Annotated in this window: 23 protein-coding genes and 2 pseudogenes; 8 read left to right on the top strand and 17 right to left on the bottom strand. The window is 36.1% G+C overall.

The features are described from left to right. Positions 1-276: 276 nt before the first annotated feature. Positions 277-1,464 (top strand): NAD(P)/FAD-dependent oxidoreductase, encoded by a 1,188-nt coding sequence (locus B6D18_RS02425; RefSeq protein ID WP_086362974.1) that lies wholly within the window; start codon positions 277-279, stop codon positions 1,462-1,464. Here the strand turns inward: B6D18_RS02425 and B6D18_RS02420 are convergent, their stop codons facing one another. Continuing rightward, positions 1,465-2,898: a sigma-54-dependent Fis family transcriptional regulator gene (locus B6D18_RS02420; protein WP_216818811.1), complete on the bottom strand. Its 1,434-nt coding sequence runs from the start codon at positions 2,896-2,898 to the stop codon at positions 1,465-1,467. Positions 2,899-3,155: 257 nt separating this feature from the next. On the opposite strand from B6D18_RS02420, the gene lysA reads away from it, so the two are divergent. From lysA to B6D18_RS02400, 4 genes are read left to right on the top strand one after another with little or no spacing between them, the layout of a single operon-like run. Then, on the top strand, positions 3,156-4,553 hold the full coding sequence (gene lysA, locus B6D18_RS02415) for a diaminopimelate decarboxylase (protein WP_086362972.1): 1,398 nt from the start codon (positions 3,156-3,158) through the stop codon (positions 4,551-4,553). A gap of 55 nt (positions 4,554-4,608) precedes the next feature. Continuing rightward, a complete protein-coding gene (locus B6D18_RS02410; protein ID WP_086362971.1) occupies positions 4,609-6,021 on the top strand; it encodes an APC family permease in 1,413 nt (470 codons plus the stop codon). Positions 6,022-6,039: 18 nt separating this feature from the next. Then, complete coding sequence (locus tag B6D18_RS02405) at positions 6,040-7,146, top strand: alanine/ornithine racemase family PLP-dependent enzyme (protein WP_086362970.1); 1,107 nt, start codon at positions 6,040-6,042, stop codon at positions 7,144-7,146. Between the two features lie 54 nt (positions 7,147-7,200). Next, positions 7,201-8,604, top strand: a complete 1,404-nt coding sequence (locus B6D18_RS02400; RefSeq protein ID WP_216818810.1) for an amino acid permease — start codon at positions 7,201-7,203, stop codon at positions 8,602-8,604. A 116-nt stretch (positions 8,605-8,720) separates the two neighbouring features. Here the strand turns inward: B6D18_RS02400 and B6D18_RS02395 are convergent, their stop codons facing one another. The 13 genes and pseudogenes from B6D18_RS02395 to aas all read right to left on the bottom strand — a co-directional run bounded on the left by B6D18_RS02395 (position 8,721) and on the right by aas (position 19,405). After that, entirely contained in the window at positions 8,721-9,326 is a 606-nt protein-coding gene (locus tag B6D18_RS02395) for a MarC family protein (protein ID WP_065613828.1), read from the bottom strand. A gap of 157 nt (positions 9,327-9,483) precedes the next feature. Next, entirely contained in the window at positions 9,484-9,834 is a 351-nt protein-coding gene (rplS, locus tag B6D18_RS02390; RefSeq protein ID WP_025314641.1) for a 50S ribosomal protein L19, read from the bottom strand. 31 nt (positions 9,835-9,865) lie between these two features. Then, the gene (trmD, locus tag B6D18_RS02385; protein WP_086362969.1) at positions 9,866-10,618 is read right to left on the bottom strand and encodes a tRNA (guanosine(37)-N1)-methyltransferase TrmD; all 753 of its coding nucleotides are present in this window, start codon (positions 10,616-10,618) and stop codon (positions 9,866-9,868) included. 16 nt (positions 10,619-10,634) lie between these two features. After that, positions 10,635-11,165, bottom strand: coding sequence for a ribosome maturation factor RimM (gene rimM / locus B6D18_RS02380; RefSeq protein ID WP_086362968.1), 531 nt, complete (start codon positions 11,163-11,165; stop codon positions 10,635-10,637). A gap of 19 nt (positions 11,166-11,184) precedes the next feature. Then, a complete protein-coding gene (gene rpsP / locus B6D18_RS02375) occupies positions 11,185-11,433 on the bottom strand; it encodes a 30S ribosomal protein S16 (protein ID WP_034900786.1) in 249 nt (82 codons plus the stop codon). A 274-nt stretch (positions 11,434-11,707) separates the two neighbouring features. After that, a complete protein-coding gene (locus tag B6D18_RS02370; RefSeq protein WP_086362967.1) occupies positions 11,708-12,076 on the bottom strand; it encodes a DUF956 family protein in 369 nt (122 codons plus the stop codon). A gap of 147 nt (positions 12,077-12,223) precedes the next feature. Further along, positions 12,224-13,135: a PTS system mannose/fructose/sorbose family transporter subunit IID gene (locus tag B6D18_RS02365; protein ID WP_086362966.1), complete on the bottom strand. Its 912-nt coding sequence runs from the start codon at positions 13,133-13,135 to the stop codon at positions 12,224-12,226. Positions 13,136-13,151: 16 nt separating this feature from the next. Beyond that, positions 13,152-13,952: a PTS mannose/fructose/sorbose transporter subunit IIC gene (locus B6D18_RS02360; RefSeq protein WP_086362965.1), complete on the bottom strand. Its 801-nt coding sequence runs from the start codon at positions 13,950-13,952 to the stop codon at positions 13,152-13,154. Between the two features lie 21 nt (positions 13,953-13,973). Next, positions 13,974-14,513 (bottom strand): annotated as a pseudogene (locus tag B6D18_RS12965) (PTS system mannose/fructose/N-acetylgalactosamine-transporter subunit IIB); the annotation flags it as partial. 65 nt (positions 14,514-14,578) lie between these two features. Continuing rightward, positions 14,579-14,945 (bottom strand): annotated as a pseudogene (locus B6D18_RS12960) (PTS sugar transporter subunit IIA); the annotation flags it as partial. A 211-nt stretch (positions 14,946-15,156) separates the two neighbouring features. Beyond that, on the bottom strand, positions 15,157-16,068 hold the full coding sequence (murQ, locus tag B6D18_RS02350) for an N-acetylmuramic acid 6-phosphate etherase (RefSeq protein WP_086362963.1): 912 nt from the start codon (positions 16,066-16,068) through the stop codon (positions 15,157-15,159). Beyond that, positions 16,055-17,242 (bottom strand): lysophospholipid transporter LplT, encoded by a 1,188-nt coding sequence (gene lplT, locus B6D18_RS02345; RefSeq protein ID WP_086362962.1) that lies wholly within the window; start codon positions 17,240-17,242, stop codon positions 16,055-16,057. The genes murQ and lplT overlap by 14 nt, the downstream gene beginning before the upstream one ends. 15 nt (positions 17,243-17,257) lie before the next feature. Beyond that, positions 17,258-19,405 carry a bifunctional acyl-ACP--phospholipid O-acyltransferase/long-chain-fatty-acid--ACP ligase gene (aas, locus tag B6D18_RS02340; RefSeq protein WP_086362961.1) on the bottom strand — a complete coding sequence of 716 codons (2,148 nt, stop codon included), beginning with the start codon at positions 19,403-19,405 and terminating at the stop codon, positions 17,258-17,260. 200 nt (positions 19,406-19,605) lie between these two features. Here aas and B6D18_RS02335 point away from each other — a divergent pair, with 200 nt between their 5' ends. Beyond that, positions 19,606-20,580 carry an ornithine cyclodeaminase family protein gene (locus B6D18_RS02335; RefSeq protein ID WP_086362960.1) on the top strand — a complete coding sequence of 325 codons (975 nt, stop codon included), beginning with the start codon at positions 19,606-19,608 and terminating at the stop codon, positions 20,578-20,580. A 249-nt stretch (positions 20,581-20,829) separates the two neighbouring features. Here B6D18_RS02335 and gpsA read toward each other — a convergent pair whose 3' ends face one another. From gpsA to B6D18_RS02320, 3 genes are read right to left on the bottom strand one after another with little or no spacing between them, the layout of a single operon-like run. Further along, positions 20,830-21,843 (bottom strand): NAD(P)H-dependent glycerol-3-phosphate dehydrogenase, encoded by a 1,014-nt coding sequence (gene gpsA / locus B6D18_RS02330; protein ID WP_086362959.1) that lies wholly within the window; start codon positions 21,841-21,843, stop codon positions 20,830-20,832. 42 nt (positions 21,844-21,885) lie between these two features. Then, positions 21,886-22,368, bottom strand: coding sequence for a protein-export chaperone SecB (gene secB, locus B6D18_RS02325; protein ID WP_086362958.1), 483 nt, complete (start codon positions 22,366-22,368; stop codon positions 21,886-21,888). 25 nt (positions 22,369-22,393) lie between these two features. After that, positions 22,394-22,834: a rhodanese-like domain-containing protein gene (locus B6D18_RS02320; RefSeq protein WP_086359129.1), complete on the bottom strand. Its 441-nt coding sequence runs from the start codon at positions 22,832-22,834 to the stop codon at positions 22,394-22,396. A gap of 130 nt (positions 22,835-22,964) precedes the next feature. Here B6D18_RS02320 and B6D18_RS02315 point away from each other — a divergent pair, with 130 nt between their 5' ends. Continuing rightward, on the top strand, positions 22,965-23,468 hold the full coding sequence (locus tag B6D18_RS02315) for a DUF4952 domain-containing protein (RefSeq protein WP_086362957.1): 504 nt from the start codon (positions 22,965-22,967) through the stop codon (positions 23,466-23,468). Between the two features lie 262 nt (positions 23,469-23,730). Further along, entirely contained in the window at positions 23,731-25,140 is a 1,410-nt protein-coding gene (gene glnA, locus B6D18_RS02310; RefSeq protein WP_086353793.1) for a glutamate--ammonia ligase, read from the top strand. The last annotated feature ends 56 nt before the right edge of the window (positions 25,141-25,196 follow it).

Genomic DNA, 25,196 nt, shown 5'->3' with positions numbered 1-25,196 from the left:
TATTTTAATCACTTAACACATATATATTAATGAAGCTTATATCTTGTGTTAAATAATTGTTTTTATTGATTTTAAATTTTTTTTAAGATTAAAGTTCTTTAATTTAAAAATTTTTTCATAATAAGAATTAATATCTGATTAAAAAAAGTTTGAGGAAAGGGGTTTTTTAGCTATAAAAATTGACTATATTTGCTGATTTTTTCCAAAATCAGGGAGTTATAATCACCAGATTTATGCTGTTATAATAGATTATCGATTATTGCTTATAGATGAAATATGCAAACTAAAATAACAATTATAGGTGCTGGCGCTGCAGGGCTTTTTTGTGCTGGTCTGTTGGGACAACAAGGTCATGATGTTACTGTCATTGATAACGGTAAAAAATTAGGTCGTAAAATCTTAATGTCTGGTGGTGGTAAATGTAATTTTACCAATCTTAATGTCGAAGCAAATCACTATATTTCTGAAAATCGTCACTTTTGTAAATCTGCTTTAAAACGGTTTAGCCAATGGGATTTTATCCAATTGGTTAATCAATATGCTATTGCCTATCATGAAAAAGATCATGGTCAGCTATTTTGTGATAATTCAGCGCAAGATATTGTCGATATGTTGGTCAAAGAGTGCCAAAAAGGGCAAGTTAAATTTATGTTAAAAACACAACTTGAAGATGTTGATGAAGAACAACAAGGATTTAAGTTATCTACTTCACAGGGTTGTGTTTATACTGATAAATTAATTGTGGCAACGGGTGGACAATCTATGCCTGCACTTGGTATGACCGCTATTGGTTATAAAATTGCTGAAAAATTTTCTATCCCAGTGGTATCTGTAAAAGCTGGGCTAGTGCCGTTTACCTTACATAAACCTTTGTTAGCTGTATTATCGACGTTAGCAGGAATTGCGTTACCAGTTGAAGTATCGAATGAACGCATTAGTTTTAAAGAGAATCTATTATTTACCCATCGAGGATTATCTGGACCAGCTATTTTACAAATATCCAGTTATTGGCAAGCAGGAGAAGCCATCACGATCAATTTATTGCCTGACTTTAACTTTGAGGATGATTTTAAACCTCTGTTAGATAATAATCGTAATCAAAGTCTCAAAAATTGTTTAGCACAAATATTACCTAAGCGGTTAATTGAAGCATTAATACAACTAAATTTGATTGTTGATTTAACTGTTAAACAGTTAACACCTACTCAGCAACAAGCGCTGTATCAGACATTAACAACATGGAATGTAATACCAAATGGAACGGAAGGTTATCGTACCGCAGAAGTAACTTTAGGCGGAGTGAGTTGCGATGCGTTATCTTCAAAAACCATGGCCGCACAAAAACAGCCTAATCTTTATTTTATTGGTGAGGTTGTTGATGTAGCTGGTTGGCTTGGTGGTTATAATTTCCAATGGGCTTGGAGCAGTGCATTTGCCTGCGCCCAAGCCTTGAGTCAAATATAATCAACTATCAATAACACCCATTTGGATATGATATTTTTTCACTTTATATTGTAATGTCGTTCGTGAGATATTGAGTAATTTTGCTGCAGTAATAATTTTACCATTGGCTTGATTTAATGCATCAATGATAAGTTGCTTTTCATAATGTTCAACTTGTTCGATTAGATTATGATTACCCGTTAACTCGTTAATACTTGGTTTTTCTATCTTATTTTCAAGTTGATGTTGTGGATAAGGGCTATGAATATCAAATAGTTCTTCATCGAGAATAATTTTTTGTAATTCACCAGGTTCATTTTGTAATACCATACTACGGACAATCGCATTTTCCAGCATTCGTACATTGCCTGGCCACGGTGCTGACATTAATTGCTGCAACGCATGTTCACTGATACCGGTGATCACTATATTGACATCAGTTTTATGTTTATCGATAAAATATCGTGCCAATACAGGGATATCTTCTTGTCTTTCCCGTAAGGCTGGAAGTTTGATTAAACCAACATTTAATCGATAAAATAAGTCACTGCGCATTTTACCGCTTTTTAACAATTCCGCTGGAGACTCATTCATCGCCGCTACAATTCGTACATCAGCATATTTCTCTTTATTTCCACCTAAAGACCAATAGGTTTTTTCTTGCAAAAAGCGTAATAGTTTGCTTTGCATTTCAAGAGGCATAGCGTTGAGTTCATCAAGAAATAAGGTTCCGCCATTGGCCAGTTCGAGATAACCTTGACGATTTTCAGCACCGGTAAAGGCTCCTTTAACCGTCCCAAATAAAGTACTTTCAATCAATGTGGTTGGTAAAGCGCTACAGTTTAGTGAAATGAATGCTTTATCTCGGCGTTGACTGGTTTGATGAATTAAGCGAGCAAATAGCTCTTTCCCTGTACCAGTTTCACCAACAACTAATACCGGAACATCATTACTACCTAAAATATTAGTTTGATCGATAACCTCTTGCATTTTTTTCGACGCAAAAACAATTTCTGGTAGCGGTTGTTCTTTATTGTGATATAACTTTCTATTAAGGCGAAAAACCTGATCTTGCAACTGCCTAACATTGGATATATTTCGACCTATTTCAACTGCACCGATAATCTCTTTATGATGATTATAAAGCGGTACTGTTGTGTGTTGATAATCAACTAATTTACCCACATGATTATAGTAAGTTTGATAGGTATCTTGATATTCTTTACCTTGTAAAGCTTGTAGCATAGTACTATCTTCTTTTTTCAAATTAGGGTAAACTTTAAGCATTGGTTTACCGATGGCTTGCTCCATTGTATAACCATCAAGTACTGCGCTTTCCTGATTGTAGTAAATATATTTACCTTCTTTATCAATAATAGCCATTGGTTGATGTATTAAATCAAAAAAATGTTTAAATATTTCCAATGCTTGTAATAATTCAGGATCAATTATCATGATTCTAAAACCTTTTAAAAATTGGATTATTGCTAAGTATAGCTAGCGTTGATTTAAATATCTTTCAAGTATTACTAAAAATAGTGACAAATTTTCGTCAGAAAAACATATTTCTTACTAAATGACTAGTATTTTATTTGTAATTATTTCGTTAAGATTTTGATTATTTGTGTTTTTATAAGTTGGCACGTTGATTGCATTGTAAGTGAGTAATCTTTTTACTTACCTTTTTTATGTACTAATTAACTGGAGGTCATATGTCCGACACAATTATGTCAAATTATAACAAATTACGTACCGATCTAATAACAAAAGATCGTCGTTTCAGTGCGCAAAACGGCAAACTTTGTTTTGATGGTGTGAATTTGGAAGAATTAGCAAAGAAATATCCAACACCTTTCTATGTATTTTCTGAAAAAGAAATCGATCGTAATATTCAGGAAATCAAAGATTCGTTTAAAGCTCATCCAAACACTAAAATTTTCTATGCATCAAAAACATGTTCTGTAATGGGTGTGCTTAAAGCGATTAAAGATGCTGGTATCTATGCTGAAGCGAACTCAATGTTTGAAGTGCGTAAATGTTTAGAAATTGGTTTCCCTGGTAGCCAAATTGTTTTCAATGGTGTAGTTAAAAAACCGGTAGATTTAGAATTTGCTATTCAAAATGATCTTTATATCATCAACGTTGATAGCTTATATGAATTAGATATCATCGATGAAATTTCTCGTCGTTTGAAAAAAATGGCTAATGTTTGTGTGCGTGTTGAGCCAAATGTTCCATCTGCTACTCATGCAGAATTAGTTACTGCTTATCATGCTAAATCAGGTATTGATTTAGAACAAGCTGAAGAAACTTGTCGTCGTATTCTTGAAATGCCTTATGTACATTTACGTGGTTTACATATGCACGTGGGTGACCAAGTGCCAGAAGCAGAACCATTTGCTAAAGCGACTAAAGTATTAGTTGATGAATCACGCCGTTTAGAAGAAGTTTTAGGCATTAAGTTTGATTTAATCAACGTTGGTGGTGGTATTCCTGTTCCTTATAAATATGATGATGAAAATGGTAATCCATTACAAGACAACATGTATGCAGGTATTACAGCACAAGATTTCGCTGATGCGGTAATTAGTGAAGTTCATAAATGGCGTAAAGATGTTGAAATCTGCATCGAACCAGGCCGTAAAGTTACCGGTTCAGCAGGTGTACTTTTAACTGAAGTTGCTTGTGAAAAACGTAAAACTAACTACGATTTAGATGGTAACATCGAAGAACATGTTGAATGGAAATTTGTTGACGCAGGTTATAGCGTATTATCTGATAGTCAACATTTTGATTGGTTCTTCTATGTATATGATGCATCAAAAATTACTGAACAACATGATGAATACATTAAATTAGCTGGTCCATTATGTGATGGTGGTGACTATTTCCATGTTGGTGTTAAAGGTGAAGAATTCTTATTACCTAAAGACACTGAGATTGGCGATATCATTGCTTTCCTTGACGCTGGTGCTTATACCATCGAAAGCCAAACGGTTTATAACAATCGCCCACGTACGGCTGTTGTTATGATTGATAAAGAAGGCAAAGACCGATTGATTCGCCGTGAAGATACTTACGAGGATATGGTTGGATACGACGTGTATTAATCATGAGCTATCTGGGGCACTCAGTGCTCCAGATATTATAATGTGAGGTTATTTTATGAGTGATTCTAAAGATTCAAGTTTACTTGGTATTAAAGACATTGTGTTTATGAATGTCATTGCGATTCTAAGTTTACGTCAAATTCCTAATGTTGCTCCTTATGGAGCGTCAGCAATGGTGCTTTGGCTACTTGCTGCATTTTGTCTGTTTTTCCCATTAGCTATGGTTTGTGGCGAACTTTCTACTGGTTGGCCTAAAGATGGTGGGATATTTGTCTGGGTAAAAGAAGCGTTTGGTAAACGAATTGGCTGGATAGTAGTCGTTTGTTTCCTATTCTCATGCGTGCTTTTCTTCCCACTCATGTTGCAATTTGGTTTTACTGCAATTGGTTACATGTTTAGTCCTGAATTAGCACAAAATCAGGTGTTTATTGGTGTTGGCTCTATGGTGGTATTCTGGATCTTAACATTAATGAATATTAAAGGGATGAAATGGACTAAAATCATTAACAGTGTTAGTGCATGGTTAGGGGTATTTATTCCTGCTGGTATTATCGTGTTATTAGCTATTGTATGGTTAATGACTGGTCATCCAATGGCAACTGATTATAGCCATGTTAGTGATTGGATTCCGGATTTAAGTAGCTGGGACACTATTGTATTTTTATCAAGCATGATGTTCGCTTTTGCTGGACTTGAAGTTGCACCAATGATTGCTGGTCGTACTCGTGATCCACAACGAGACTTCCCTAAAGCAATGGCAGTATCTGCAATTGTTATTGTAGGTATCTATATGATCGGAACTTGGGCAATTAATACTTTATTACCTGCTGCTGATACTGATATTGTTGCCGGTGTAATGCAAGCGATGGAAGCTGCTGCTGAAGAATTAAATATGCCTTGGTTATTACCTGTAATGGCAATCTGTTTATTCTTTGGTGCATTAGGTCAAATTAACTCATGGTTAGTTGGTCCTATCTATATGTTACAAGAAGCATCAAAAGAAGATAACTTACTTGGTGAACGTATTGGTCGTTTACATCCAGTATATCAAACACCAGCATTTGCTTTAGTTATCCAAGCGATAATTGTAACGGTACTTTGCTTCTCAACATTTGTATCGCCAAGTATTGCCGCTGCATATTGGATGTTAACCGCATTAACAACCATTTGTTATTTTATTCCTTACTTAGTAATGTTTATTGCCTATTATCGTTTACGTATTACTCAACCAGATGTACCGCGTAGCTTTAAGATCCCAGGTAAAGTATTACCAATTGTTTTACCAGGTTTAGGATTCTTATCTACATTATTTGCGGTGATCTTAGTCTTTATTCCACCTGCACAAATTGATATGGGTGGATATGTTGAGTATATCGCTAAAATTGTTGGTGGCGCAGTGCTTGCAATTGTGTTAGCTGAATGGATATACCATCGCGCACAAAAACGTAATCGCTTGCAACAACAATAAGATATAGAGGAGTAATTTATGTACAAACCTATATTAGAAATTGATTTAGGTAAATTAAAAGACAATGCTCGTGTTGAAAAAGAGCTATTAGCTAAACACGGCATTGAAGTTATGGCTGTAAATAAAGTTTTTGATGGTTGCATTGAAACTGCCAAAGCAGTGCTTGATGGTGGTATTGATGTTATTGCTGAATCAAGAACCTACAATTTGAAGAAACTTAAAGATGCATTAAATTGTAAAACTTGCCTATTACGCAGCCCTTGTTTAAGTGAAATCAGTGAAGTTGTTAAGTATGCTGATATCAGTTTAAACAGTGAAAAACAAGTTATTCAAGCACTTTCTGATGAAGCGGTAAAACAGCAAAAAGTCCATCAAGTTTTATTAATGGTGGATATGGGGGATTTACGCGAAGGGATTTGGTTTGAACATGTAGACGATATTATTGAAACGGTCAAACTGATCCTTTCTTTACCCGGTGTTGAGCTTTATGGGCTTGGTACTAACTTTAACTGCTATGGAACTGTGCTACCGACAGTGAAAAATGGCGTAGATTTTTTACACATAGCACGCAAAGTTGAAGAAGCTTGTAATATCAAGATCAAATATCTATCTGCTGGTAACTGTACTAGTTACCATCTGCTTGATAAAGGGATCTGGCCAGAAGGACTAAATCACATCCGTATTGGTGGTTTACATGAGTTTGGTATTGAGTATGTCGATATGAAATATCTTGATGAGTTTCATCACTCAAACAAACCGGTCGAGAAAGCTTGTAGTGACATGTATAAATTATATGCACAAGTTATCGAACTTAATAGTAAACCTACCGTGCCTGTTGGTGAATTAGGTGTTGATGCCTTTTTGAACAGCAAAACTTTTGTTGATCACGGTACTCGTAAACGAGCTTTGCTTGCTTTTGGTCGTCAAGATGTGCCGGCGGAAAACTGTGTACCGGTTAATGATAACATTACGGTATTAGGTCAAACGAGTGATCATACTATCGTTGATATTGAAGATGTTTCTGAAACATTGCGAGTTGGCGATATGATCGTTTTTGAGCTTGATTACACAGCTCTGCTTATGGCTTGCCAAACCAACGGCGTAGAAAAACGATTTGTTTATTAATATATAACTGCTGCTGGGCAACCAGCAGCTATTATTGATTACTAGGCGGTTTACATGGCAACATCAGAACCTCAAGAAAGTCCTTATCCCAGTACTTTAAAGAAAAACTTAAAGAATCGTCATTTATTGATGATTTCATTAGGTGGTTCAATTGGTACAGGATTATTTATTGGTATTGCAGCGCCACTTAGCACGGTTGGACCTTTAGGGACCATTATCGCTTATCTACTTGCCGGCAGTATTATGCTGTCTACCATGCTTTGCTTAGGTGAACTTTCTTGCGCATTCCCTCATGCAGGGTCTTTCCAGCATTATGCATTAATGTTTATTCCACATCCTATTTGGAGTTATACTATTGGCTGGTTATATTGGTTAAGCTGGGTACTATCTATGGCTGCTGACTTAACAGCGGCGTCTATGATTGCTCATCAAGTTTTTTCCTCTATTCCTATCTACATTCTTAGTCTAATTATTCTAACCGTTATCACTTGTGTTCATTTAACCTCTGTTCGAGCTTTTGGTGAAAGTGAATATTGGTTTTCAACAATCAAGGTATTAGCCATTATTACGTTTATAGTAGTTGGTATATATCTACTTTATCAACAATATAATCAAACACATGTGTTACCAACTTTTAAGACAGAGCAGGGCTGGTTTCCTAATGGATTTTTATCAATCTTTGTTTGTATGACTATTGTGACTTATTCATTTCAGGGGGTTGAATTAATTGGTAGTGCCGCAGGTGAAGCGCAATCACCCCAAACTGTTTTGCCTAAAATTATCACCGGTGTGGCGTTTCGGATAATTTTGTTTTATGTGTTAGCAATAGCCGTGTTAGCACTGGTATATCCCTATGGTACAACACATGATGAAATTAGCCCATTTGTTTGGGTATTCAATAAAGCGGGGATAACCTTTGCATCGTATGCAATGCTGTTTGTTATATTTTGTGCTGCGATTTCGGCTGCTAATTCGGCAGTTTATGCTAGTTCTAGAATGTTATGGTCGATGGCTCAGGATAATTTAGCACCAAAATATTTCTCAGAAGTGAATAAACGTGGCGTGCCAACCAAAGGAATATTGTTTATTGCTATTATTGCTTTAGTTTCGCTATTTTCTAAGTATATCGCAGCTGAAAAATTATACCTCTATTTAGTAGCAAGTACTGGGCAAGTTGGTTGTTTTGCTTGGATTATTATTGCTTGGTGTCAGTATCAATTTCGGAAAGGCGTAAATGAAGGTAAATACAGTAAGGATATGATTAAATTTAAATCCCCACTATTTCCTTGGTTAGCGATAATATCTATTACCGTTAACATTGTTATTATTGTTGGGGTCTGGTTTGGTGAATCAGGACATTTTATTTTATTATCTGAGGTAATCTTAATTTTTGTTATCTTGAGTTCATACTACTTTTTTAAAAAACGAAAAGTTAAGTTGGATAACCAAATAGATTAATCATATTCATTATATATGTAATCACCTAATGATTAATTATCGGTGATTACATACAATCAAATATTAATATTTGCTGACAATACACAAATTCTATTTCTAACCTATTGTTAGCCAAATTATTTTAAGAATGCGGAGACACCTGTAAATACCACTTGCGCTGCAATAGCCGATATTAATAACCCCGTTAGTTTTGATAGAATAGCAATGCCTGTATTTTTTAATACTTTAGCAATGCTTTTAGCGCATAATAGCATGGCGTAAATACCACTAGAGGCAATTAATAGAGAAATTGCACCAATCAAATTTTGCATAATACCAACTGAACTTGTGCCCATTACAATAATTGTACCGATTGATGCTGGCCCCATACATAATGGTATTGCTAGTGGTACGACACTAATATCATCATCGTCACTATGAATTTTATTTTTTTCCGGTGAATCATTCATTAAAGCAACAGCGGTAATAAACAGTAATGCTCCCGAGCCAATTCTAAACGCATCGAGTGTAAAACCGAACACACTAAACATGGCATTACCAAAAAAGAATAGCACAATACCAATAATAAATACTGCACAAGATGTTTTTAATGCTATTTTGCGACGTTGTGCTTCATCATATTGTTTGGTACCACTTAAAAATGCACTTAACACTGCTGGTGGCGTCATCAATGCGAATAACTTGGTTGTGGTGGCAAGAATCTCAACAAGATAGTTATCCATTATGTTACCTTTTATATCATTTAGATATTACTTGAATTGTGTCAACGATTGTTGGCGGGAATGAACATTTACTATACACATAAAAACGGTCACCATAAAGGTGACCATTTTAATTGGATATATTTTAATTAGTTTATTAAATATGAACCAATTGGAATTAGTTAAGGCGCTCTTTGATACGAGCTGCTTTACCACGAAGTTCGCGTAAGTAGTAAAGTTTAGCTTGACGTACTTGACCACGGCGTTTCACAGTAATTGAATCAACAATTGGTGAGTGAGTTTGGAATACTCGTTCAACACCTTCGCCATTCGAAATTTTACGTACTGTAAATGCAGAATGTAAACCACGATTACGAATTGCTACAACTACACCTTCATATGCTTGAAGACGTTTTTTGTTACCTTCAACAACCCATACTTTAACTTCTACCGTATCACCCGGGCGAAAAGACGGGATGTCTTTTTTCATTTGTTCTTGTTCTAATTGCTGAATAATTGCATTTTTCATAATTTTGTCTCTTACTAGTTATACTGAAATATTATTGGCTCGGTTTATCACGATATTCCTGTTGAAATTCAGTGAGTAAACGTTGCTCTTCATCAGTCAGAGCTAGATTTTCAAGAAGATCTTCTCTTCTCAACCAAGTTCGTCCTAGTGATTGTTTTAATCGCCAACGACGAATCGCTTCATGGTGACCAGACATTAATACATCGGGCACCGCCATTCCATCTAACACCTCTGGACGAGTATAGTGAGGGCAATCAAGTAAACCGTTAGCAAAAGAGTCTTCTTCTGCCGATGATTCATGATTTAACACTCCAGGGATAAACCTTGCTAATGCATCAATCATTGTCATCGCCGGTAATTCACCGCCACTTAACACGTAATCCCCAATTGACCATTCTTCATCAATTTCGGTTTGGATAACGCGTTCATCTATACCTTCGTATCGTCCACAAATCAAAATCAATTTTTGATATTGTGACAACTCGCAAACTCCCTGTTGGTTTAATTTGCGCCCTTGTGGGGAAAGATAGATTACTTTGGTATTTTCACCTGCTACAGCTTTGGCTGCATGAATCGCATCTCTAAGTGGTTGTACCATCATTAACATGCCGGGACCACCACCATAAGGTCTATCATCGACAGTCTTATGCTTATCATGCGCAAAATCGCGCGGGTTCCAATAATCTACTGTTAACAGCCCATTTTTAACGGCTCGACCAGTTACTCCATAACAGGTAATAGCTTGAAACATTTCTGGAAAAAGGCTAATTACGCCAATCCACATATTCTTACCTTACCAATTAAAATGCAGGATCCCAATCGACCATAATCATTTTTGTTGTTAAATCAACTTGTTTAATAAATTGTTCTTCAACAAAAGGGATTAAACGTTCTGTTGCTCCAAATGCATCTTTTAGATTTGCTTTAACAACCAATACATCATTAGAACCGGTTTCCATTAAATCAGTTACCTGACCTAAATCATAACCATTAACTGTTTTTACTCGACAGCCAATCAAATCTTTCCAATAAAAATCACCTTGATTTAGTTCAGGCAATTTCTCTGCATCAACAAATACTTCAGCATTCGTTAACGCATTAGCTTGGTCGCGATCATCAACGCCTTTGAGTTTGACAATCATGTCCTGATTATGAGGTTTAAAGCTCTCAACGACTACTTCTTGCCATTTACCAGCACGCTGGATATACCAAGGTTTGTAATCAAAAATACTATCTGGAAATTCTGTAAACGAAAAAATTCTGAGCCATCCACGAATGCCGTAGCTTGAACCAAGTTTACCAACAACAATTAGATTCTCAGTATTCATCATCACAGTTACTATTACTTAATTAAGCAGCTTTTTGTGCTTGTTTGATCAATGCATTAACACGATCAGAAACAGTTGCACCTAAACCAACCCAATGATTTACGCGATCAAGATCTAAACGTAATTCTTCTGCTTTACCTTGTGCAATTGGATTAAAAAAGCCAACGCGCTCAATAAAACGACCATCACGTGGGTTACGGCTATCAGTGACAACTACTTGATAAAAAGGGCGCTTTTTAGAGCCACCACGAGCTAAACGAATAGTTACCATAACATCCTCTTAAATTAAAAAATAATCTTTCTTTTGCCCAACACGGACAAAATCAAAGCCCCAGAATTATACTCTTTCTAGCAAAAAGTGCAATGATTGATTGAGTGTGAAAAAGCGTGGTGGATTTGGTTATTGGCAAGTTTTGTTATGAATGAATATAAATTAATCTTTTAACCAATTTATACTATAGATAATAAGTTTAAGCTATGTTGGTTAATTAGCTGAATTATAATATTGCAATAGTTAGCCTTTTAAATAGCTGTTTGCCCAATAATTATGACTTTTTACGCCTAAATGCGCGAATTAAAACATCAAAAAAACCTAATGATTTAACCATTCTCTGACCATCAACATAGACTCGGATAGCTCTTAATACTTGTTTGGGATCTTTAGATGCAAAGGCAAATGTACCATCTTTTTTGGTTTGTATAGAGTAACGAGATATCCATCTTCCTTTAAAAAATACCGATGCGATGACATAATCAACTTCTTCCCAAGGTATTTGAATATATTTGCGGGGATCTCGCTGATGATAAAATTCGAACGCTTTATCGCCAATCAAAATATGGCCATATTCTGAAAGTCCTGAAAAAGCAGTTGCTTTTACTGTTAAATCTATTTTGCTATTTAATGACTGAACCATTTAGTTGTTTGTATCCCTGATGCAAATTTGAGTTACTCATTACACCCTTTTTCGATTATTTTGAAAAAGGGTGATTAATGTTTGAGGAAAGCGACAATTTTTGCTTTAAAAAGTGCTCTCCTCAATTTTTTTAGTCAAAACTATTATTTATAAAAGACCAACAACGTGACCGATAATACCGACTAAAAATAGTCCAAGAATAATTAAAATTGGTGATACTTTTTTACGAAGTAACCACATACATAAGAAAGTTAATAATAATGGCACCAATCCAGGTATTAGCTGATCTAAGTTATTTTGTAAAGTAGTGACTTTTTCTTGGTTAAGCGCTAATCCACTTTGCATTTGAATCAATGCTTGGTGAATACCTTCGGCACCAGCTGGAAGGGAATTCCAATCGATAAATGCACCATTATTTAATTTAACCGTTGATACAATTGGTTGGAATTTTATTGAAACCCACCTTTGCACTAATGCTGCTAGTACAAACATCCCTAAGATAGATGCACCTTTGGTGATTTTTTGTAGCAAACCACCACCTAAATTATCGGTAATTTTTGATCCAGTACGGTACCCGAATTCCTGGGTAAACCACATAAAGCTCATACGAATAATATTCCAAAATAAGAAGAATAAAATTGGTCCTAATTTGTAACCGCTGAGGGCGAGTGATGCACCAAGTGCGCCGAGCATTGGACGAACAGTAAACCAGAACACTGGATCACCTACACCGGCTAAAGGTCCCATCATTCCCACTTTTACCCCTTGAATTGCAACATCATCAACAGGTGCACCATTAGCACGTTCTTCTTCTAAGGCTAAAGTCACACCTAACACTGGTGATGCTAAATAAGGATGAGTATTAAAAAATTCTAAATGGCGTTTGAGCGCAGCTGAACGGTCTTCTTTTGTGGTATATAATTTTTTGATAGCTGGAATCATTGAATAGGCCCAACCACCATTTTGCATACGTTCATAATTCCAAGAACCTTGGAGGAAAGTTGAACGCCAAGCTACCGCTAAACGGTCTTTTTTGCTTAATTGAATTCGATCTGTCATGTTCTTCTCCAAGTTCCTAGTAATCATTCAAAATATCATCAAGTGGATCACCTTTGCTTCCACCGTTTGATGAATTGCCACGTTCAGAAAGGTTTATATAAATTAGTGCTAAAGCGATACCTAAGGCACCGAGTGCAATCAAAGTTAATTGTGATATAGCTGCAACCACAAAACCGATAATGAAAAATGGCCAAACTTCACGGTTTGCCATCATATTGATTACCATCGCATAACCAACGGCAACAACCATACCACCACCAATAGCCATACCGGTTGTTAACCATTCAGGCATTGCGTTTAATGCTTCTTTGACTGCTTCTGCAGGAATAAACAATAGTGCTGCAGCTGGAATAGCAATACGTAGCCCTTGTAAACAGACGCCTAACATTTGTAACCATTCTATTTTACGAATATTACCTTCTTCGGCTGCGGCATCCATTAAGTGTACTAAAGGTACTGCAATCGTTCGCACAATCATAGTTAAAAATAGGCCAGCAACAGCAAGAGGAATTGCAACAGCAATTGCTGTCGTTACGCCTGCAACGCCTTGGCCACCAAGCACTAAAATAATTGATGAAGCTACCGCAGCAAGAGCGGCATCGGGTGCTACTGCGGCCCCAATATTTGCCCAACCTAATGCAATCATCTGTAACGCTCCACCAAGTACGATACCTGCATCTAAATTACCTGTTACCAGACCAATTAACGAACAAGCTATTAATGGTTGATGGAATTGGAATTGATCCAAAATACCTTCCATCCCAGCTAGGAATGCAATAACTATCACTAGAATGATAGCAATAATTGATAAAGTCATAATAATAACCCCTTAATTAAACTAGTTTTGTTCAGCTAATTCTTGTTTAGCTTTTTTTAATAATTCATCCATATTATCGTTTGAATCATTGGGCACTTTGCGAACGTCAAATTTCACATTTTTCGCTTTCAATTTTTCAAATGCATCAACATCTTCAGCGTTCATTGATAATACTTTATTGACCATTACCTTGCCGACTGAATGTGCCATTGAACCCACATTTAATGTTTCAATATCAACACCACCGTCTAAAGCACGCAGTACATCTTCAGGGTTTTCGAACAGTAATAAGGCTTTGGTGTTACCAAAACGCGGGTCATGGGCAACTTGAATAATCTTTTTAATTGGCACGACATTGGCTTTAACACCAGGAGGTGCAGCCTCTTCAATCAGTTTTTTCCTTAATTCATCTTTGGCAACTGAATCAGAAACCACGATAATCCGATTAGGATTAGTAGCTTTAGTCCAAGACGTCGCCACTTGACCATGTAATAAGCGTGAATCAACACGAGCTAATACTATTTTCAACTTACCATCACCTAACACAGTACCTTCTGGAATAGTATTTGATTGTTCGTTGTTTACTGTTGGTTTAGCCACAATTTCGACAGTTGTTCGAATCCCTTCTTGCGCTGATTCTATAATTGCTGCTGCCACTTGTTTGGCACTATCCATGGATAAACGTGATGAATAGGCTTCGATCAGCATAGGAAGGTTTAAGCCAGCAACGATAGCCCAATTTGGGTGTTCGCCACAAAGTGTATTGGCTTGATTAAATGGCGTTCCACCCCATAAATCAACTAAAAACAGTACTTCATTCTGGTTATCGAAAGTAGCTATTGCTGCCAGCATCCGTTCTTTTAAATTTTCTGGACTATCACTTGGGTGCAAGGTAACGGCTTTAACGTTTTCTTGCTCGCCAAATATCATCGTCCCTGATTGTAAAATACCTTCAGCAAACTCACCATGAGTTGCTAGGATAATTCCAACCATAACGTACCTCCTAGGTTTTTATATTATTGCTAATATAAAGTTAATAAAATAAAGCTAAGTAATTTTATTTTAGTTAATAATACAAGCCATTACCTTGCTCTAAATCAAATTTTAGTAACAACAGTTGTCAACTGATTAAATAATATTCATTTAACTAACATATTAAAGTTATGTCATGCAATTCAAAACTACTTATCAAAAAGAGAATAAATTAGATATTATTTTTTACTAATGCTTTACGAATAAAGCCACTATTTTGTTCGAGTTTTGTTTTGGCTTGCTGAGCGGTTAGTCCGGCAAGAATCATTAAAATAGCTGTTTTACAATGTTGATTGCATTGATTTAACGTTGTTATCGCTGTATCTCGGCTACAATCGGTAGCTTGCATAACAATTGATATTTGCCGTTCAACAAGCTTAGCATTAGTGGCTTCAACATCAACCATCAAATTACCATAAACTTTGCCGATTTTAATCATACTGGCTGTCGTTAACATATTGAGGATCATCTTTTGTGCAGTACCGGCTTTCATTCTTGATGAACCGGTAATGACTTCGGCTCCAACAATAGGGGTAATGGCAATATTAGCCAAATTAATCATTGGTGCATTAGGGTTGCAACATAAACTTACCACTGTAGCGCCAAGTGATTGTGCATATTGCATACCGCCAATAACATAAGGTGTGCGCCCACTAGCAGCGATACCAACTAAAATATCTTTAGCACTAAAATTAATGTGTTTTAGATCATTAATTGCTAATTCGGGTGAATCTTCTGCATTTTCGACAGCTTTAAATATGGCAGGATGCCCACCAGCGATTAATCCAACCACTTGTTCAGGGGCTGTTCCATAAGTAGGAGGACACTCGCTGGCATCTAAAATTCCCAATCGACCTGAGGTGCCGGCACCAAGGTAGATTAAACGGCCATGATTTAGGAATGCATCGCTAATTGCATCCACGGCATTAGCGATGTAGGTAAGTTGTTTTTCGACTGCGAGTGCTACTTGTTTATCTTCATTATTGATAATTTGCAGAATTTCAAGTGTCGATGCGCAGTCAATATTTTCGCTCGCATTGTTGCGATTCTCAGTAATCATTACTGATAAATTAATGTTTGGCATGTGATTTTAACCCTAACCATACAAAAGCAATAAGAATAGCAAATAGCATACCAAAACCGACACCAATTGTAATGACTGATAATCCACCAGCGACAGCTAAGGTATAAGCACTTAACATAATCATCATTGCGCTATACTCGCTTAAGTTCTGTATTGAAATAACACTTCCGGCACCGACAAGCTCTTTACCCATTTTTTGAATTAGTGCATTTAATGGCACTAAAAAATAACCGCCTAATGCACCAATCACAACTAATAGTATATAAGAGCTAATCATATTACTTTGTAACGTGAATGCGATGACGGCAAATCCCATTAATATCCCAGCTGGAATACAACGTAATGTATTCGAAATTGAAACCAAAGCACTAGCCAATGCCGCACCAATAACAATACCTATTGCTACAACCGCATTTAGATTCGTTGGAGTTGAATTGTCGGTAATACCTAAAACAATTGGTACCCAGCTGATTAATAAGAAACGCAGAGTAATGCCTGCCCCCCAAAATAGACTGGTACCAAGTAAAGTATAAAGTGCTTGTTTATTGTTGAAGATGATTTTAAAGGTTTTAGCAAAATCTTTTATCATACTCATAAACTTCCACTCAATATCTTGTCGAGCAGCAGGTAGTTTGGGAATAAAAATATTTGCTATTACCGCTAATCCATACATAACAACACAAGTAAGCAACGCTAAAGTAATATCCAAATCAGCAATATGGCCACCAGCAAGTGAACCCAGCAAAATAGCTGCAATGGTTGACGCTTCTATTAAGCCATTCGCTTTAACTAAATTATCGCCGGAAGTGAGTTCGCCTAAAATACCATATTTTGCTGGCGAGTAACCGGCTGCGCCAACACCGACTAAAAAATAGCCTAAAAATGGATTAATATTTAAGCAGATAATCGCTGCACCTAATAATTTAACTCCATTTGCAATCATCATCGCTTTGCCTTTCGACATACTGTCAGCAAACTGACCAACAAAAGGAGAAAGAAGGATAAAAGGAATTACAAAACCGATTTGCAATGCTGATTGGCTCCATTCTGGATAATGGAGCTGCTTAATAAAAGCAAGGATAGCAAAAAAAATTGCATTGTCAGCAAAGGCTGAAAAAAACTGAGCTAGCATGGTCGCAGCCATGCCAACTGATAACAATGGTTGTTTAGACATAACGAATCCTTGCTGTTATTGATTCTCATCGGCCATTTTGCGTAAGGTAATAAAATCGATTTTACCTGTACCCAATAATGGTAACTCTTTAACAACACGAATATCTCGAGGGATCGCTAATGCAGGGATACCTAAATCCTGCGCAGCTTGATTCAGCTGTTCCCTAGTTAATTTAGTCGAAGTAGTAAATAGCACAATAGCTTCTCCTTTGGCTGCATCCGCTTTTACTGTCGCACCATGCATGGCATCAACATCGGCCTTTTTAGCTAAAGCTTCAACATTTTCAAGTGAGACCATTTCGCCAGCAATTTTTGCGAAGCGTTTTAATCGTCCTTTGATAGTTAAAAATTCATCTTTATCAATCGCAACAATATCACCGGTATCATACCAACCTTTATCCACATTACCGTTTTCATCAATAGCAACTGGCTCTTCAAGTACACCCGGTTTTTCAACCCGTAAGTAACCCTTCATTACGTTAGGTCCTTTAAGTTGTAGCTCTCCGCCATTGCTAATGCCTGGAACAGGTATTAATCTTGATTCCATCCCCGGTAACAAACGACCAACGGTACCTGCTTTAAATGCCATCGGCACATTAAGAGCAACGACTGGAGCACATTCAGTTACACCATAACCTTCTAAAATTCGAATACCGTATTTATCTTTCCATTGTTCACGCACCGCATCAGAAAGTTTTTCAGCACCAGCAACTACGTAGCGTAAACGCATAAAATCGTATGGATGTGCATAACGGGCGTAGTTGGCTAAAAATGTTGGTGTTCCAAATAACACCGTACAGTTTTGGTCATAAATGATTTCCGGTACCATACGATAATGTAATGGATTTGGATATAAAAACGTACGACTGCCAGAGAACAACGGTAAAAATAAGCCAGCGGTAATGCCAAAAGCGTGGAAAAGGGGTAATGCCGACATAAAACGGTCTGCAGGTGTTGGATCGATAACAGTACGAATTTGTTCGACATTCGCCAATAAACTGCCATGGCTATGAACGACTCCTTTTGGATTACCTTCTGAGCCTGAAGTAAATAGAACTAAAGCCTCGTCTTGACTTGATTGTCGTCGTTTAACTAATCGAGGAATGTATTGATGTACGGCAACATATAGTTTATTAAAAAAGTTCAAACTACTACGCAAATCTTCAAGAAAATACCAATTTACATCGTTAATTTCTTCTAATAGGTAATCAAGTTTACCTTTTTTAATAAATTTACGTGAAGTAATAATGGTTTTTATTTCAGCAGCAGTAATTGCACAAGTTAATCCTTTCGTACCTGCCGTGTAGTTGAGCATAGCTGGAATACGATTTTTAACTGATAAACCAAAAATAGTGGCAACAGTAATTGTTGCATTGGGTAGTAATAGGCCAACTCGTTCTTTCGGTTTGGTAATTTTAGAAATAATGCAACTTACACCGATGATCTGCTTAAGCAAGTTCCGATAGGAAGCTTCATGAGTGGTAGGGTCTTGAACCATTCGTGATTTTACGCCATAACGAACTTGAGCTTCAAGTAGAGCTTCAAAAAGGGTTAATTTAGGGCGACTTGCCATTCTGGCATTCATCATAATTTGATGTAATTTTTCACCAGCAATATATCTTCGATCACTTGCTTTTGCTGCGTCAGGCATTGGGATTGATTTTGGTTCCAATACATGAATAGTAATTTTTGGAAATAGACGACGTTTAAATAGGCCTTTTAAGCGACTGGTTAAGGTAAATTCGGCACCTTCTATCCAAACAGGTACAATGGTCGCCTGAGAACGTGCCGCAACAAATGCCGCACCGTCATAAATCTTCATTAATGATCCGGTTATGGTAATTCGACCTTCCGGAAAAATAACAATTGGTCGGCCTTTTTCAATTTCACGGACCAATTTTTTTATTGCCATAGGACTTAATGGATCCATTGGCACAAAATCGACATAACGTTTGGCTAAACGAACTAGCCAGTGATTAATATATCCTGCGTAGATAGCAAATACTGGTTTTACTGGTAAAAATACGCCGATTAAAACGCCATCTAGAAAGGAAACATGATTAGGGGTAATAAGAAGTCTGTCTTGTTTTAGGTTATCAAGATTACCTTGAATCTTGACATGAAATAAAATCTTTAAAAAAAATTTTAATATTTTAAATAACATCTGATTTCTCAATTTCCGTGCAAAATTGCACTCTGTCATAATAGTGAAAATTATTGCAATATACAAGAAGCTAAATTTCAATTGAATTTAATTTATATTAAACAATTTGTTATGCGAATTATTCTAGTTTGAAATATTAATTAATAGACAATAAAGAGTAAAAAAGTAAAATAAAAGTTAAATAACAGTAAGGAATAAAAATGTTAATTTTAACAGCCAAAGATATCCAACAATTTTATACCATGAAAGATGCTGTAGCAGCAGATAAACAAGCATTAAAAATTTATACTCAGGGTAATAGTGAAGTGCCTTTACGTATCAACTTTGATATGCATAAAGGACAATGCTTAGTTATGCCAGCCCATATTAAAGAAAATGATGTTGTTGGTTTAAAAATTGTTTCGGTTTTTCCTGATAATCCTAAATTGGGTAAACCATCGGTTCCAGCGCAAGTGTTTATGATCGATCCTCAAACGGGCGAAGTTTGTGCGATATTAGATGGAACCTTTGTTACGCAATTACGAACCGGTGCGGTACAAGGTGCTGCTACCGATTTATTAGCAAAAAAAGATGCTAAACGAGCAGTATTAATTGGTACTGGAGGGCAAGCAGCGGCACAATTAGAAGCTATGTTAACGGTACGGCAATTAACGGATGTGGCTATTTATGGGCTTGATGCTAATAAAGGCAAGCAATTTACTAAAGAGATGAAAAAACGATTTGGCCATTTTTCGGCTAACCTCTATTTTTCACAAAATTTGGATGAAGATATTCGCCATGCTGATATCATTACGTCAGTGACTACATCAAAAGAAGTGACTTTCAATGGTGAGTTAGTTAAACCAGGAGCTCATATCAATGGTGTAGGTGCTTACACACCTGAGATGCATGAAATCCCAAGTAATATAGTAGCAAAAGCTGATATTCGTGTACTTGATACTAAAGATGGTGTATTTGCTGAAGCTGGTGATATTATCGACCCAATTAATCAAAATTTAGTCACAAAACAAGATTTTTATGAATTGGGAGATTTAGTTATCGATTCGCAAAAATGTCGTCAAAACGATCAGCAAATCACGTTATTTAAAACTGTGGGGACGGCAGTTTTAGATGTCTATGTCGGTTATGATATTTATCAGAAAGCAAAACAAAAGGGTATTGGAACTACTATCTAATAATTCTTTTTAACCCCATCACCCCTTAACCAAAAATTTGAGGAAAGGGGGTTTTTTAATGTCTAAAATTGGCATTAATAGTGCTTATTATTAGTATTAACAATAAGTTAGTTCTATAAAATAAAAAATTATAGGAAAGTGTTTTTAGCGCTTAAAATTGTCGTTAATGGTATTACTTATTAAAATCAACAATAGATTAGCCATTATCAATAAAATAATGCGAGGTAAGGGCGGTTCTAAGATCGAAACTTAGCTTTTCAGCTCTTCTTTTTGTGAACGACCTAATAATGACATGGCAGCCTGTTTTGGATCTTTATGTTCGTAAAGTACTTTATAGATTTGTTCAGTAATAGGCATATCGACGTGATATTTTTGTGCTAATGACCAAACTTCTTTAGTATTTCTACAGCCTTCAACCACTTGAGCAATGATCTCTTGTGCTTCTTGAATTGATTTGTTTTGACCCAGTAAAATACCAAAACGGCGATTTCGTGACTGGTTATCCGTACAAGTTAGTACCAAATCACCTAATCCTGCCATCCCCATAAAAGTGGCGGGATCGGCACCAAGTGCTTCGCCTAATCGCATCATTTCAGCCAATCCACGAGTAATTAATGCTGTTCTAGCATTAGCACCAAAACCAAGCCCATCCGACAATCCAGCACCAATGGCAATCACGTTTTTGACCGCCCCACCGAGTTGAACACCGATAAAATCTTTGCTGCTATAGACCCGAAATGATTTACTACAGTGAAATAAATTTTGTAATTCTGTTAAAAATTGTTCATCAGTTGAGGCAACAGTAACTGCAGTAGGTAAACCAGATGCCACTTCTTTAGCAAAAGTAGGGCCAGAAATAACCGCTAATGGAATTTTGTCACCTAAAACTTCGCGTGCAACATCTTGTAATAATCGCCCTGTATCAACTTCAAGGCCTTTCGTTGCCCAAACAATTTTACTATTCTTTCTTAATAATGGTTTTATTTGTTTAAGAATACTACCAAACGCATGGCTAGGTACAACAATAAGCAAAATTGGTGCAGCAGCAACAGCCGTTGCTAAATCAGCTTCAATTTGCAGTTGCTCTGGGAAAGGGATATCAGGCAAAAACTGTCTATTTTGTCTATCATGCTGCAAAAGATCCATCTTATCTGGATTATGTCCCCATAATAAGGTGTCATGACCATTACGTGCTAGTAATATTGCTAGTGAGGTTCCATAAGAACCTGCACCAATTACAGTCACTGCAGCATCTTTACTCATATATAATCCAATAGACTTTATTAATTAACCCAATAATTACAATTATTGTAAGGTTTCAGTTGCACTATTTTGGGCTTGTTGTTCTTGTTGTTGCAAATAGCTAATGAACAATGCTTCAAAATTTACTGGCTCTAAATTAAGTTGTGGGAACGTCCCTTTATTCACTAGGCTTGAAATAACTTCACGCGCATAAGGGAATAAAATATTTGGACAGTAAGCACCAACACAATGTTGAATTTGTGCATCATCAAACCCAATAAGAGAGAAAATTCCTGATTGAGTAACTTCACAAATATACACAACTTCTTCTTGCTGTTTTACTGTTACTGTAACACGTAAAGAAACTTCATGCACTTCATCACTTAATGCTTGTGATGATGAATTTAGCTCTAAATTCATTTCTGGTTGCCACTGCTTAGTAAAAATTTCAGGGACGTTATTGGTTTCAAAAGAAACATCTTTAGTGTAAATACGTTGAATTGCAAATTGTGTTTCTGGTTGTTGTGTATTGTTTTGTTCTGTCATGATAAAACCTTATTTTAAAATTATATTATTTTCTAACTAATGGTAAGTTTTCGCCGTTCCAACCAGCAATACCATCTTTTAATGTAAATACATGTAAAAAACCTTGTTTGACTAATACTTCACCAATACCAGCTGATGTTAAGCCATTTTCATCAATCACAATAATGATATTTTCTTTAAATTTTTCTATAGTTTTCGCACTAGCATTCTTTATATCAACGGGTAGGATGTTATGTGATTCAGTAATATGCCCTTTTTTGAAGCTATCTGCTGAACGAATATCAATAATAACCGCATCTTGTTTATTGATCATATTAATTGCTTGCGCATTATTAATTATTTTCACTTTTGACAATTTACTTTTTACGGTTAATACAATGATTGCAACAAATAACACAACCCAACCTAATGAAAGAAGAAGATGATTTTTGACAAAAGGTATAATTTCGAGCGTAACAAAGTCCATACTTTTATGATTACCTAATTTATTAAAAATAAGATAAGATTATAACGATATTGTCTACTGAAATACAGAGCTAAAGGGAGAAATCTTATTTTAAGTTGATAAGATCTAAAGAATTCTAAGGAGAGAATTAATGTTATTTAAACGATTTATCTTACTGCCATTTCTTTTAATTACTGTAATACCGTCTGTTTTAGCCGATCTAAATAATTTAGCGATAAATAAAACCGCAAACCTAGATGAAAATATGCAAATAACCGATGAACCATTACTGTTTGACCCAAATTTAACCTGTCGAAATTTTTTTCTGGAAATTGATGCTAATGCACCTGATTATTTTCAATATTATGATTGTCAAATGCAAGATGAAGGTCAAACATGGCCGATAACAGTAATTTATAAAGTTGACGGTAAATATGCTGAGCAAGCCCACCAATATTTGATTAAAACTATGGGAATGGGGGACCTGAAATTTTTATGCTGTTATTGGGAACAACAAAATCCAGTAATGATCGTTAATCCAAAGGATAATTTATTATATAAGGCGTCGTTTTTTTCAGACGAAACACTCAAACTTGATTGGGATGAAACGATTTTTTATTTAACTATAACTGGTTTTCGAAGATTCGATATATAACTTAGTAAAGAAGCGTCGCCAATTAACTACTTTGTCATGGATCAAAAGTGTGGCATAAATGGTTTATGTAACATTTTGGTGCATTGTTTTGGTGCTTTATGCGTTATTATGGTGCATTAATACTTTTTCTGCTATTATTTAATCACTAAAACCGTCTAAAATGGTTAATGAAAAACTGGCATCATATTTGCATATAATCTAATAAATAGGCAAAATGCCTTTAAACTGAACAATTATTATATGTCCTCAATGGAGAAGCTACATGTCTACACAAAAAGTTTTAACGCTAATAAAAGAAAACGATGTTAAGTTTGTTGATTTACGTTTTACTGATACTAAAGGTAAAGAACAACACGTTACCATTCCTGTAAGTCAAATCGACGCTGATTTTTTTGAAGATGGTAAAATGTTTGATGGCTCTTCCATTGCTGGTTGGAAAGGGATTAACGAATCAGATATGGTGTTAATGCCAGATGCATCAAGCGCAGTGATTGATCCATTTTTTGAAGATGTAACATTAAATATTCGTTGTGACGTTTTAGAACCAGCGACATTACAAGGTTATGATCGTGACCCTCGCTCAATTGCTAAACGTGCTGAAGAGTTTTTAAAATCATCAGGGATTGCTGATACTGTTATTTTTGGACCAGAACCAGAGTTTTTCTTATTTGATGATGTTCGTTTTGGATCGCCAATGTCTGGTAGCTTTGTTCATATTGATGATATCGAAGCAGCTTGGAACTCTGGTACTAAATACGAAGAAGGTAATAAAGGGCATCGTCCTGGCGTTAAAGGTGGTTATTTCCCACTTCCTCCGGTTGATTCATCACAAGATATTCGTTCTGAAATGTGTTTAATCATGGAACAACTTGGTTTAGTGGTTGAAGCTCATCACCATGAAGTTGCAACTGCAGGCCAAAATGAGATTGCTTGTCGTTTCAATACATTAACTAAAAAAGCTGATGAAGTTCAAATTTATAAATATGTTGTACAAAATGTTGCTCATGCTTATGGTAAAACTGCAACATTTATGCCAAAACCTATGTTTGGTGATAACGGTTCAGGTATGCACTGTCACCAATCTCTTGCTAAAGATGGCGTAAACCTTTTTGCTGGTGATAAATATGCTGGCCTTTCTGAAATGGCGTTATTCTATATCGGTGGTATTATCAAACATGCTAAAGCGATTAATGCTTTTGCTAACCCAGCGACTAACTCTTATAAACGTTTAGTACCAGGTTATGAAGCACCAGTTATGCTTGCATATTCTGCTCGTAACCGTTCTGCATCAATTCGTATTCCTGTGGTGACTAGCCCTAAAGCGCGTCGTATTGAAGTTCGCTTCCCTGATCCAGCAGGTAACCCATACTTATCATTTGCAGCACAATTAATGGCAGGTTTAGATGGTATTATCAATAAGATTCATCCGGGTGATGCGATGGATAAAAACTTATATGACTTACCACCAGAAGAGTCTAAATTAATTCCACAAGTTGCTGGTTCACTTGAAGAAGCACTTGATGCATTAGATGCGGATCGTGAATTCTTAACTCGTGGTAATGTATTTACTAATGACACTATTGATGCTTATATTGACTTAAAACGTCAAGATGTTGATCGTGTTCGTATGACACCACATCCGGTTGAATTTGAACTCTACTACAGTCTATAAGTCATTATTGTATTATTTAAAGCTTTAACCACCGCTGAAGGGCGGTGGTATCTAAT

The sequence above is a fragment of the Gilliamella sp. A7 genome, assembly GCF_002142015.1.
Taxonomy (GTDB): domain Bacteria; phylum Pseudomonadota; class Gammaproteobacteria; order Enterobacterales; family Orbaceae; genus Gilliamella; species Gilliamella apis_A.
Note: the sequence above shows the minus strand (reverse complement) of the source record. Positions and strands in the feature narration are given on the sequence as shown.

What these genes read in the sequence shown, in the direction of transcription:
- B6D18_RS02425 (WP_086362974.1), top strand. Translation starts at nt 277, where the DNA reads ATGCAAACTAAAATAACAATTATAGGTGCTGGCGCTGCAGGGCTTTTT.
- B6D18_RS02420 (WP_216818811.1), bottom strand. Translation starts at nt 2,898, where the DNA reads ATGATAATTGATCCTGAATTATTACAAGCATTGGAAATATTTAAACAT.
- lysA (WP_086362972.1), top strand. Translation starts at nt 3,156, where the DNA reads ATGTCCGACACAATTATGTCAAATTATAACAAATTACGTACCGATCTA.
- B6D18_RS02410 (WP_086362971.1), top strand. Translation starts at nt 4,609, where the DNA reads ATGAGTGATTCTAAAGATTCAAGTTTACTTGGTATTAAAGACATTGTG.
- B6D18_RS02405 (WP_086362970.1), top strand. Translation starts at nt 6,040, where the DNA reads ATGTACAAACCTATATTAGAAATTGATTTAGGTAAATTAAAAGACAAT.
- B6D18_RS02400 (WP_216818810.1), top strand. Translation starts at nt 7,201, where the DNA reads ATGGCAACATCAGAACCTCAAGAAAGTCCTTATCCCAGTACTTTAAAG.
- B6D18_RS02395 (WP_065613828.1), bottom strand. Translation starts at nt 9,326, where the DNA reads ATGGATAACTATCTTGTTGAGATTCTTGCCACCACAACCAAGTTATTC.
- rplS (WP_025314641.1), bottom strand. Translation starts at nt 9,834, where the DNA reads ATGAAAAATGCAATTATTCAGCAATTAGAACAAGAACAAATGAAAAAA.
- trmD (WP_086362969.1), bottom strand. Translation starts at nt 10,618, where the DNA reads ATGTGGATTGGCGTAATTAGCCTTTTTCCAGAAATGTTTCAAGCTATT.
- rimM (WP_086362968.1), bottom strand. Translation starts at nt 11,165, where the DNA reads ATGATGAATACTGAGAATCTAATTGTTGTTGGTAAACTTGGTTCAAGC.
- rpsP (WP_034900786.1), bottom strand. Translation starts at nt 11,433, where the DNA reads ATGGTAACTATTCGTTTAGCTCGTGGTGGCTCTAAAAAGCGCCCTTTT.
- B6D18_RS02370 (WP_086362967.1), bottom strand. Translation starts at nt 12,076, where the DNA reads ATGGTTCAGTCATTAAATAGCAAAATAGATTTAACAGTAAAAGCAACT.
- B6D18_RS02365 (WP_086362966.1), bottom strand. Translation starts at nt 13,135, where the DNA reads ATGACAGATCGAATTCAATTAAGCAAAAAAGACCGTTTAGCGGTAGCT.
- B6D18_RS02360 (WP_086362965.1), bottom strand. Translation starts at nt 13,952, where the DNA reads ATGACTTTATCAATTATTGCTATCATTCTAGTGATAGTTATTGCATTC.
- murQ (WP_086362963.1), bottom strand. Translation starts at nt 16,068, where the DNA reads ATGCCAAACATTAATTTATCAGTAATGATTACTGAGAATCGCAACAAT.
- lplT (WP_086362962.1), bottom strand. Translation starts at nt 17,242, where the DNA reads ATGTCTAAACAACCATTGTTATCAGTTGGCATGGCTGCGACCATGCTA.
- aas (WP_086362961.1), bottom strand. Translation starts at nt 19,405, where the DNA reads ATGTTATTTAAAATATTAAAATTTTTTTTAAAGATTTTATTTCATGTC.
- B6D18_RS02335 (WP_086362960.1), top strand. Translation starts at nt 19,606, where the DNA reads ATGTTAATTTTAACAGCCAAAGATATCCAACAATTTTATACCATGAAA.
- gpsA (WP_086362959.1), bottom strand. Translation starts at nt 21,843, where the DNA reads ATGAGTAAAGATGCTGCAGTGACTGTAATTGGTGCAGGTTCTTATGGA.
- secB (WP_086362958.1), bottom strand. Translation starts at nt 22,368, where the DNA reads ATGACAGAACAAAACAATACACAACAACCAGAAACACAATTTGCAATT.
- B6D18_RS02320 (WP_086359129.1), bottom strand. Translation starts at nt 22,834, where the DNA reads ATGGACTTTGTTACGCTCGAAATTATACCTTTTGTCAAAAATCATCTT.
- B6D18_RS02315 (WP_086362957.1), top strand. Translation starts at nt 22,965, where the DNA reads ATGTTATTTAAACGATTTATCTTACTGCCATTTCTTTTAATTACTGTA.
- glnA (WP_086353793.1), top strand. Translation starts at nt 23,731, where the DNA reads ATGTCTACACAAAAAGTTTTAACGCTAATAAAAGAAAACGATGTTAAG.